Consider the following 10,079-nt stretch of genomic DNA (forward strand, 5'->3'; position numbering starts at 1 on the left):
TGCTCCATTGAATCTGAAAAAGGCCCCATCCAAGGGAAGGTTTGCGGACAATCAACATGCATACCACCAGAAGAATAGCCCTGATTGCACTATTGTGCCTGTTCAACCTGCAGGCCTTGGCGGAACCTGCGGAATCGGCAAATGAAAAGCGTTCGGTCTGGGATGTCGTTATGCAGTACGGCGACAAGGCTGCCGCCCGATTGATGCCGAGATTTCAGTTCGCTGGTGTCAACTGGCCGCCCCAGGAGGTGACCCTGCTCGCCTTGAAGGATACCCGGCTGCTTGAGCTTTGGGCCCTGGATAATGGTACCTGGAAGCATGTGCGGGATTACCGCATCAAGGGTATGAGTGGGATCAAGGGGCCCAAGCTGCGTGAAGGTGACCGGCAGGTGCCTGAGGGGCTGTACCGGATAACCGAGCTGAATCCCAACAGCAGCTACCATCTCTCCATGAAACTGGACTATCCCAATGCGTTTGACTTGGCCCAGGCAAAAATTGAAGGCAGGACCGATCTTGGAGGTGATATCTTCATACATGGCAAAGCCGTCTCGAGGGGCTGCCTGGCAGTGGGTGACAATGCGATGGAGGAACTCTTCGTCATGACTGCACTGCTGGGTACTGACAAGGTCTCGGTACTGATCTCCCCCAAGGATTACCGCTTTCGCCCATTGGAACCCCTGGCACTGGATGCACCTTACTGGGTGCGGGAGCTCAATGAGCGTATCGCATTCAACATCCGTAGATTTCCGCTGCACAAAAAGTAGCCGTTATACCGTCTCCATAAAACAGCTCTCATCTCAAGGTTAATGGCAAAAGCTCCCGTAAAAAAAAGGCGAAAAAGCACCCGTACTCCAAAGGGACGGAAACGTAGCAGCAGGGCGGTCAAGCGAGGCGGTCGCGGTAGCAGACGGAAATCCACAAAAGGCCGCTGGCTTCTGCGGTTTATCGCCCTTGGCTTTCTCTTCAGCCTGGTTGCAGGGGTCTATGTGCTCTACCTGGACCACCAGGTGCGGACCAAGTTCGAGGGAAAACGCTGGGCGGTGCCGGCCAGGGTGTACGGCCGTGCCCTGGAGCTTTATCCAGGGGCTGCTGTGACACCCGTCCAGCTGACATCGGAACTCAAACGGCTCGGCTACAGCAAAGTCAGTCACCCCAAGCAGGCTGCCTCCTGGTCGCGCAACGGTAACCGGTTTCTGGTGCGTACCCGGCCCTTCAGCTTTTGGGATGGCAAGGAGCCGGCCCGTTATCTCGATTTCAGATTCAAGGCCGATCAGCTTTCCACAATCCGGAAAGTAGGCGGGGGTGAGCTCCCACTGGTGCGGCTCGAGGCCCCGGAGATAGGCAGCATCTACCCGGCCCACAACGAAGACCGGGTGTTGGTGCAGCGCAAAGACCTGCCTGACCTGCTGGTGAAAGCGCTGCTGGCGGTGGAGGATCGTGATTTCTACCGTCACCATGGGGTCAATCCCAAAGCGATTGCACGTGCCGTGTGGGTCAACATGCGTGCCGGGGGGGTGGTGCAGGGCGGCAGTACACTGACCCAGCAGCTGGTGAAGAACTTCTATTTGACCCGGGAGCGCAGTCTCTGGCGCAAGCTCAACGAGGCGGTGATGGCGCTGCTGCTGGATGCCTATTATGAGAAGGACGATATCCTGGGGGCCTATGCCAACGAGATCTACCTGGGCCAGGATGGGCAACGCGCTATTCACGGCTTCGGGCTGGCCAGTCATTTCTACTTCAATCGCCACCTGAAGGAGCTTGACCTGCCCAAGCTGGCCTTGCTGGTAGCCATGGTGAAAGGGCCTTCATACTACGATCCGCGCCGCCATCCGGAACGGGCCCTGAAAAGACGCAACCTGGTACTGCAGCTGTTGGCGGACCAGGGGGCGATCACTGCTGCCCGGGCAAAGAAAGCTTCAGCCGCTTCACTCGGGGTGACTTCCATGGAAGGCAAAGGGCGGGGCAGTTATCCCGCGTTCATGGGCCTGGTGCGGCGACAGCTCCACCGGGACTACCGGGAAGAGGACCTCAACTCCGAAGGGCTGCGTATATTCACCACCCTCGATCCCTGGATCCAGAAACATGCAGAGGAGGCCGTGGCAGGTAGCCTCAAGCGCCTGGAGAATCGGCATAAACTGCCGGCGAAAAAACTAGAGGGTGCGGCGGTTGTACTGGACTCCCAGAACGGCGAGATCCTTGGGGTAGTCGGCGGCAGAAAGTCCCGCTATTCCGGTTTCAACCGTGCACTGGATGCGGTGCGCCCCGTCGGCTCCCTGGTCAAGCCCGCCGTCTACCTTGCGGCGTTGATGGATTCGCAGAAGTACACCCTTATCAGCCAGCTGGATGACAGCCGCTTCACCGTGCGCGGTGGTGATGGCAAGGGGTGGTCCCCCCGGAATTACGACCGCCAGTCTCATGGTGAGGTCCCCCTGCACCAGGCGCTTGCGCACTCCTACAACCTCTCCACAGTGCGCCTGGGGTTGGATATTGGTCTTGGTGAGGTTCTGGATGTATTGGCTGAACTGGGGATCAGTAGGCCCATTGATCCGGTGCCTGCCCTGTTGCTTGGTGCGGTCTCCCTCTCTCCCCTGGAGGTTGCCCAGTTGTACCAGAGTTTTGCCGCCGGTGGATTCCATTCTCCCCTCAGGGCGATTCGCGAGGTGCAGGCGGCCGATGGTCAGCCGCTGCAGCGTTATCCCTTGACTGTCCACCAGGCTGTTCCCGAAGGGCCGGTCTATCTCTTGAATCGGAATCTGCAGGAGGTGGTCAGAAGCGGCACCGGTAAAGGTCTCTCCGCCTACCTTCCCCAACGTTTCAATATTGCGGGCAAGACCGGTACCACGGATAAACTGCGTGACAGCTGGTTTGCAGGATTCAGCGGTGATCGGGTTGCCGTGGTGTGGGTTGGACGGGATGACAACAAACCGGCGGGTCTTACGGGCAGCAGCGGTGCTCTCCAGGTATGGGGTGATATGATGCGTCGTATGAATCCGCAGCCGCTGGAGTTGATTCGCCCGGAGTCGGTGGAACTGGTCTGGATCGACCCCCAGTCGGGACTGCGTGCAGACGAGGGCTGCAGCGAGGCACGACAGTATCCTTTCATCGTGGGGTCGGCACCTGTTGCCACCTCATCCTGCGTGGGCGAAAGCGGGGGATCCCTCGGCAGAATTTTTCGGAGTTTTTTTGAATGAAAGCAACACCACTTGTGATCGCCGCGTTGGGTAGCCTCCTGATGTCGGCTTGTGTCTCCACGCCGTCTGACAGGGCAGCCCCTGTGAGAAAACCCGAACCGGTACAGCAGGAAGAGGTCAAAGTCCGGCCAGCGGAGGAGACCGGAATACAGATCAGGGCCTATGAGCCGCCCGAGCCGCCACCTCTAAAACCGGTTCACAGCCGTGCAGTACAATCCTTGATGGACCAGGCAGCGAAACAGGAGCGCCAGGGCGCTTTGGCGGCTGCGGTGGTCACCATCGAAAGGGGTTTACGTATAGAGCCGCGCAACGCTCATTTGTGGAACCGCCTGGCTCACCTGCGCTATGCCCAGGGACAAAGGGGGCTGGCCGCAGACCTTGCAGCAAAGTCCAACACTTTGGCCGGCCGCGATATCCAGCTGAAGCGGGACAACTGGCTGCTGATTGCCGACGCTCGCCGGTCTGTCGGTGATATTGCGGGTGCCAGGACCGCGGAGCGCAAGGCCCGGATGCTGCACTAAATTGCATCTCGAACACTGTCTCGCGATATGAGATACAATCCAGGTAAATGATAAATCCATCCAGGGAACTCACAGGCGGGATATGGGCCTCTACGCGGCAAACAAACTGATTACCCAGGCGCGCCAGCTGGCGGCTGAGTATCGCCGTACCATGGGCAAGCCCCTGCCCGGCATCAGCAACGAAATTGCACTCCACGACGGGATACACCTGCTTGAACTGGAGCCCGCAGACGAGGGTGCAGTGGGCTATGACGCCATCGACCCGGCCCGTGATGGTCTGAAGATCCAGATCAAGAGCCGCACCATCTTCGATGAAAGCAAATCCGGCCAGCGTATCGGTCAACTCAAGGTTGAGCAGGATTGGGACGCGGTGGTGCTTGTGCTGATGGATGAGAGCTACGAGCCCTTCGAAATCTATGAAGCCGAACGGGATGACCTGCTGGAATACATCGACAAGGCCAGCAGCAGCCGGGCGAAACGCGGCGCCCTGTCGGTGGCACGTTTCAAAATCATCGGCCGCCTGGCCTGGACTCGGGAAGAGGGTCTCGAGCCGGAGGTCTGGGACAACCAGGCTGGCTGAGCCCATCGATGCCTGTTAACACGATGCAGATATCCACTCCAGATGATCGATATTGAGGAAGTTCTGGGGCCGGATGGCATCCTGGCCAAAAGTGTGGAGGGTTTTGCATACCGTCCGGAGCAGGAGGCCATGGCCAAGGCCGTGACGGAGACCATCGAGCAGGGCGGTGTTCTGATCAGCGAGGCGGGTACCGGTACCGGCAAGACTTTCGCCTACCTTGTGCCGGCACTGGTGTCCGGGCAGAAGGTGATTGTCTCCACCGGCACCAAGAATCTTCAGGACCAGCTTTTCCATCGCGATCTGCCGCTGGTGCGGGATGCCCTTGCGGTACCCGCGGACGTCGCTCTCCTCAAGGGACGCTCAAACTATCTCTGCATCCACCGCATGGAGACCACGCTGCTCGAGGGCCGGCTGCGCTCAAAAGAGATGGTCGGACAGTTGATGACCATCAAGAGTTGGTCCGGGCGTACCAAAAGCGGGGATATCGCTGAACTCAACGACATCCCGGAAGATGCCCAGATCTGGCCCTATGTGACCTCCACCACGGACAACTGTATCGGACAGGAGTGCAGCGACTACAGTACCTGCCACCTGGTGGAGGCGAGGCGGCTCGCCCAGGAAGCCGATGTGGTAGTCATCAACCACCACCTGCTGTGTGCCGACTTTGCCTTGAAAGAGGAGGGCTTCGGCGAACTGCTGCCCGGTGCCGACTGTTTCATCGTCGACGAGGCTCACCAGTTGCCCGAGGTTGCCAGCAACTTTTTCGGGGTCACTCTCAGTGGTCGTCAGCTCCTGGAACTGGCCAAGGATACCGAGACGGAGTATCACCGCGAGGCCGGCGATCTCAAGGAGATAACCGAGAAGACCGCTTCACTCTCCAAGACGGTTCGCGACCTGCGCCTGGTGTTTGGGTTGGATCTCCGCAGGGGGGCCTGGAAGGAGATCAGCGCCGACCACCGCATCATGGGTACCCTGGAGAAGCTGGATGGCGAACTCCAGGGGCTTGCCGACCTGCTGGAGGCAATACAGGGACGGGGCAAAGGACTGGACAGTTGCCTGGCCAGATGCCAGCAGATGCAGGAGGTGCTAACCAGCATTCGCAACGACGAGGAATCCGACGATATCCGCTGGTTCGAGACCCATCGCCAGAGTTTCCGTCTCAACCGCACGCCACTGGATATCTCCGGGATGTTTCAGGCCCAGATGGAGCGCCATCCCGGCAGCTGGATTTTTACCTCTGCCACCCTTGCCGTGGGGGAGCGTTTCGACCATTTTCAGCCCCAGCTCGGTCTCGCCTCTGCCGCCACCGCCCGCTGGGACAGTCCCTTCGACTATCCCAACCAGGCCTTGTGGTTCGTTCCCAGGGGGATGCCCGATCCCCGTTCAGGCGATGGCTATACCGAGGCCATCGTGGAGATCGCCAGCGAAGTGGTGAAGGCGAGCAAGGGTCGTGCATTCCTGCTCTTTACCAGCCACCGTGCCTTGCGCCTAGCAGCGGATCTGCTGGAATCCAAACTCGACTATCCCCTGCTGGTCCAGGGCAGTGCCCCCAAGGCCAAGCTGCTGGATGAGTTCCGTTCATTGGGCAATGCGGTACTGTTGGGTACAGCCAGCTTCTGGGAGGGAGTGGATGTGCGTGGTGAGGCGCTCTCCTGCGTGGTGATCGACAAGCTCCCCTTTTCGTCCCCGGGCGATCCCGTGCTGCAGGCCCGGATCGATGCCCTGCGTAAAAGGGGCGGGAATCCGTTCATGGAGTTCCAGGTGCCCCAGGCGGTGATTGCGCTCAAGCAGGGGGTCGGGCGCCTGATCCGTGACGTCACCGACAGGGGTGTGCTCGTGATCTGTGATCCACGGCTCCTGAAGCGGGGTTATGGCCACACCTTTCTCGACAGCATGCCGCCCATGGCCCGGACCCGGGATATTGCCGATGTGCAGCGCTTCTTCGATGATGAGATTGCGGACACTGCATGAAAGTATTCAGGATGCGGCATGGTTCAGCCGTAAGTTATGAAAGAAACCGATTAGCCATTACAATGGCGTGCCATGAAACTGCTTGCCATTGAAACTGCCACAGAAGCCTGCTCCGCCGCGCTCTACATCGATGGGGAAGTTACAACGCGTTACCAGGTGGTTCCCAGGAAACACACGGAACTCATTCTGCCCATGATGGACGCGTTGATGGCGGATGCGGATATCACCCTCTCACAACTCGATGCCCTGGCATTCGGCAGGGGCCCCGGGGCCTTCACCGGTGTCCGAGTGGCCACCGGCGTGGTCCAGGGGGTTGCGTTTGCTGTCGATCTGCCGGTCGTTCCTGTCTCTACCCTGGCGGCCCTCGCCCAACGCCATTACCGGGAACAGGGGTATCGAAAGCTGCTCCCGGCCTTCGATGCGAGAATGGGTGAGGTCTACTGGGGAGGTTACGAAGTGGGTCCGCAGGATCTCGTTCAGCCCTGTATCCCCGACCAGGTCGGCTCCCCGGAAAATGTCACCTTGCCCCAGGGAGGGGAGTGGCATGGGGTCGGTACTGGCTGGGGAACCTATGGTGATGATCTACAAGCACGTCTTGGTTCCTCTCTGATTACTATCACTTCGGATCTTTACTGCAGTGCCCATGATGTGGCATCACTTGGCGTGATGGGTTTTGAAAATGGTAAGGCGGTAGGTGCCGAGCAGGCACTGCCCATCTACCTTCGGGACCAGGTGGCGTCCAAGCCGAAATCATGAATGAGTCTAAGATTTTGAATTGATGATCAAAATCGAATGGATGATTGGTTAAAAAATAGTAAAAAAATGCCTCGAATTACTTGTTACAAAGGCATTTAGGTGGTGGAATAGGCGCTTTACGGGTAGCAAGGAAGTCCATTGATCGGCAACTGGAGAAGTCCGTCCCGTTCAGTGAAAACAACAGTAGATCCGAAGGGGGGTTATGCGTTTGTTTCGGAAGGCAGCAGCGGTGCTGGTAATGTCTGGAGTGGTATGCTCCGCTGCTTGGGCGCAGAGTCCTGAGACTGGGGAAACCCAGGAGATTATGGAACTCAGGAAACGGCTGGAAGCACGCATCGAGCAGATAGAGATGGACAAGGATGGCCTGGAAAAAATGAAAAAAGCAGGCCGAGAGCGCACCGTTCTCTGTAAGACCTGCCATGGTGACGACGGCATCGCTGTAAAAGAGCTGGTGCCCAACCTGGCGGGGCAGAACCCGGTCTATCTCGTCGACCAGTTCAAGCGTTTCGGTGATGGACAGCGTAACGATTTCTTCATGAGTGCGTTGGCCAAGTCGTTCTCCGAAGAGAACAAGATCAAGATTGCCCTCTATTACTCCAGCATGGAGATGAAGGCCTCCGGCGGTGGCAAGCTGGGACTGATGACCCAGGGAAGAAATCTCTACAAAGAGACCTGCAGCCGTTGTCACGGTGCTGACGGGAAAGGTCAGGAGGGCTATGTACGACTGGCAGGCCAGCGATATGACTACGTGGCCAAGATGCTGAAGGAGTTCTGTGACCGTACAGGTCGTCGTACAAATCCCTGGATGTCCGGTGTTGCACTGAAGCTCAACGACGAGGATATGGAGGCAGTAGCCACCTACCTAGCCAGCTTGAAGTAAACTTTACTTGTAAGCAGAAAAAGAGGGCGCCAACGGCGCCCTTTTTTGTTCATCGCAGGTTTTCGGAAAACAATCGAACTTCCCGTCCATGACAACAACGGATCATTGCGATTGCTCAAGGTAGGAGCCTGGTCCTCCGGGCGATCAGGCATCGAATGCTAAATCGCGCTGAGGACAGCGCTCCTACAGTGCCGCTCCACGGCTCAGGCGATTTCTGTAAATTCTCTACTTCGCGGCGTGTTTACTGATGAAGGACTCGATCAGTTCAACGGGTACGGCACCGGCCTGTCTTGCCATCAGTTCACCTGTCGGTGAGTACACCAGGAAAGAGGGCGTACCGATCCAGCGAGATCCTGTCTGCTGGTTGTAGAGACGGGCAACCTGCTCCGGTTCGCCAATCAGGTTGGGAAACTTTACATCATGGCGTTGCAGGAAGGACTCTGCATCGGCCTGTCCTTGCCGTCCATCCAATGAGACACCCAGTACCTCAGCGTCCTTGTCATGGCGATTCAGGTGAAAAGCGTTGTATTGCTCGACCTCTTCGTTGCACACATGGCAGTCGGAAGCCCACAACATGACTACCAGCCATTTGCCTTTGCCTGTGTGCTTGTCCAACGCCTGGGTGCCGGCACCCAGGGTATCGAGTGAGGACGCCGCGACGGATTGGACCGCAACCAGCATTGCAAAAAGCCCCCAGATAACCGGGTTCATTCTTTTGAACATTGTTTAATCTCCACCAAGGTGTTCGAGGTATTCCCATGCCTTCTTCTGAAACAGGGAAGCTTGAAGAAAAGACCCGGTTACACCGTTTTTTATTTCACTCGTTCTTGATGGTGCGCTACGGCAGGGGCTGTGTTTTGTGCCAGTAGTTTGGCGGTCATGGCAATAATCGCTGCGGTAGGCGCCATGAGCCCATGGGGTATTTCCATCGCCAGGTAGGTGAGGCCACTGATGAGATACCACAAGAGAGGAATCAACACAAGTAACCAGGGTATTTTTCTGCGCACTGTCAGCAGAATGCCCAGCGTGGCAAGGGCGGTGGATCGGGGGCCAGGCCGAACAGTTCCATGCTGCCCAGGGGGCGGTCAGGCAGGATACTGACAAGCGGATGGACCATTACTGCATAGGTCAAGAGCAAGGCGCCCAGATTGGTTGTGAAGCGGCGGGTGGTACGGTCATGATCAAGGCTTCCTGCTATTCCTGCAACGAACAGCATCAAAGCCTGCATGGCGAAGCCGATAGAAAACCAGGTCGCTGCCATGTTGATCTGAGCGTAGCGCTGGTAGAAAAACCACCAGGCGACAATGACCCAGGACAATGCGAGCAAGGTGCCGATGACTCCCCCAAGTCGGGCATCTTTTCTCACTGCCAATGCAATCAGGGCGAGCGCAATGAGGATCATGGCCACGGGAAGAGGCCAGAGGGCAGCATTGTTGAGTTCATAGAGACGAAAATAGACGCCCGGGGAGAAAAGCAGTAGATCGTGCAATGAATAACTTGCCCACTCGGTCATTGCAATGCCTCGACATGGGCAATCATACGACTGCGCATGGCGGCATCCGGCATCCGGCATCCGGCATCCGGCATCCGGCATCCGGCATCCGGCATCCGGCAGCCTGCCAACCAGTGCACCCATGTTTTCCGTCATGTGATCCACGCGGCTGGTGGCCGGGATGGCACAGGTGACCGCGGAGTGGGAGACGATGAATTTCAGCAGGAACGAGGCCCAGTCCGTGCAGTCAAGTGATCCTGCCCACTTTGGCAATGGATACCGTTTTACCTGATCGATAAGGGCACCTCGCTGGTACGGGCGGTTGGCAATGAATGCGATGTTCCGTTCAGCGGCCAGGGGGAGGATGCGCTGTTCCACTTCACGGTCGAGAATGTTGTAACTGGCCTGGACGAAGTCGATGGGCCAGGCGCGCATGATCCTCTCAAGCAATGAGTGGCGTCGCCCATGGGAAGTGGTGATGCCCACATAGCGTACTGCTCCCCGCTCTTTCATTTCAAACAGGGTCTCCAGGTGCTCTTCCCAGGCGAGCATGTTGTGCACCTGGAGCAGGTCAAAACGATCCACGCCCCATTGAATCGCCCCGGGTTTGTCGGAGGGTCTACTTCTTGAGAGGATAGGCCTTATGACTAGAGGAAGAAGATATTCCCCGGAGTACCGGGAAAGAGCG

General features: G+C 57.8%; 8 protein-coding genes and 2 pseudogenes. 7 read left to right on the forward strand and 3 right to left on the reverse strand.

Features of this window, described 5'->3' with window-relative positions; translation table 11 throughout:
* Positions 1-56 precede the first annotated feature (56 nt).
* From BOW53_RS01060 to BOW53_RS01090, 7 genes are all read left to right on the forward strand, one after another.
* Positions 57-764, forward strand: coding sequence for a L,D-transpeptidase family protein (locus BOW53_RS01060; protein ID WP_078485681.1), 708 nt, complete (start codon positions 57-59; stop codon positions 762-764).
* A gap of 42 nt (positions 765-806) precedes the next feature.
* Positions 807-3,191 (forward strand): penicillin-binding protein 1B, encoded by a 2,385-nt coding sequence (gene mrcB / locus BOW53_RS01065; RefSeq protein ID WP_078485682.1) that lies wholly within the window; start codon positions 807-809, stop codon positions 3,189-3,191.
* Positions 3,188-3,712 carry a hypothetical protein gene (locus BOW53_RS01070; protein ID WP_135606939.1) on the forward strand — a complete coding sequence of 175 codons (525 nt, stop codon included), beginning with the start codon at positions 3,188-3,190 and terminating at the stop codon, positions 3,710-3,712. The genes mrcB and BOW53_RS01070 overlap by 4 nt, the downstream gene beginning before the upstream one ends.
* An 82-nt stretch (positions 3,713-3,794) precedes the next feature.
* Entirely contained in the window at positions 3,795-4,292 is a 498-nt protein-coding gene (locus BOW53_RS01075) for a hypothetical protein (protein WP_078485684.1), read from the forward strand.
* A gap of 42 nt (positions 4,293-4,334) precedes the next feature.
* Entirely contained in the window at positions 4,335-6,263 is a 1,929-nt protein-coding gene (gene yoaA / locus BOW53_RS01080) for a DNA repair helicase YoaA (protein ID WP_078485685.1), read from the forward strand.
* Between the two features lie 72 nt (positions 6,264-6,335).
* Positions 6,336-7,019: a tRNA (adenosine(37)-N6)-threonylcarbamoyltransferase complex dimerization subunit type 1 TsaB gene (gene tsaB, locus BOW53_RS01085; RefSeq protein WP_078485686.1), complete on the forward strand. Its 684-nt coding sequence runs from the start codon at positions 6,336-6,338 to the stop codon at positions 7,017-7,019.
* Positions 7,020-7,323: 304 nt separating this feature from the next.
* Entirely contained in the window at positions 7,324-7,899 is a 576-nt protein-coding gene (locus BOW53_RS01090; protein ID WP_172838719.1) for a c-type cytochrome, read from the forward strand.
* Between the two features lie 225 nt (positions 7,900-8,124).
* Here the strand turns inward: BOW53_RS01090 and BOW53_RS01095 are convergent, their stop codons facing one another.
* From BOW53_RS01095 to BOW53_RS12995, 3 genes and pseudogenes are all read right to left on the reverse strand, one after another.
* Entirely contained in the window at positions 8,125-8,622 is a 498-nt protein-coding gene (locus tag BOW53_RS01095; RefSeq protein ID WP_078485688.1) for a TlpA family protein disulfide reductase, read from the reverse strand.
* Between the two features lie 89 nt (positions 8,623-8,711).
* Positions 8,712-9,493: pseudogene (locus BOW53_RS12990) on the reverse strand (DUF6064 family protein).
* A pseudogene (locus BOW53_RS12995) lies at positions 9,494-9,982 on the reverse strand (aldo/keto reductase); the annotation flags it as partial.
* Between the last annotated feature and the right edge of the window lie 97 nt (positions 9,983-10,079).

Origin of the sequence: Solemya velesiana gill symbiont, from assembly GCF_002020805.1 — a bacterium.
Classification (GTDB): domain Bacteria; phylum Pseudomonadota; class Gammaproteobacteria; order Chromatiales; family Chromatiaceae; genus Sedimenticola_A.

Bases quoted from the DNA above. Each gene is read 5' to 3' on its own strand.
- BOW53_RS01060 (WP_078485681.1), top strand. From the start codon at position 57: ATGCATACCACCAGAAGAATAGCCCTGATTGCACTATTGTGCCTGTTC.
- mrcB (WP_078485682.1), top strand. From the start codon at position 807: ATGGCAAAAGCTCCCGTAAAAAAAAGGCGAAAAAGCACCCGTACTCCA.
- BOW53_RS01070 (WP_135606939.1), top strand. From the start codon at position 3,188: ATGAAAGCAACACCACTTGTGATCGCCGCGTTGGGTAGCCTCCTGATG.
- BOW53_RS01075 (WP_078485684.1), top strand. From the start codon at position 3,795: ATGGGCCTCTACGCGGCAAACAAACTGATTACCCAGGCGCGCCAGCTG.
- yoaA (WP_078485685.1), top strand. From the start codon at position 4,335: ATGATCGATATTGAGGAAGTTCTGGGGCCGGATGGCATCCTGGCCAAA.
- tsaB (WP_078485686.1), top strand. From the start codon at position 6,336: ATGAAACTGCTTGCCATTGAAACTGCCACAGAAGCCTGCTCCGCCGCG.
- BOW53_RS01090 (WP_172838719.1), top strand. From the start codon at position 7,324: ATGGAACTCAGGAAACGGCTGGAAGCACGCATCGAGCAGATAGAGATG.
- BOW53_RS01095 (WP_078485688.1), bottom strand. From the start codon at position 8,622: ATGTTCAAAAGAATGAACCCGGTTATCTGGGGGCTTTTTGCAATGCTG.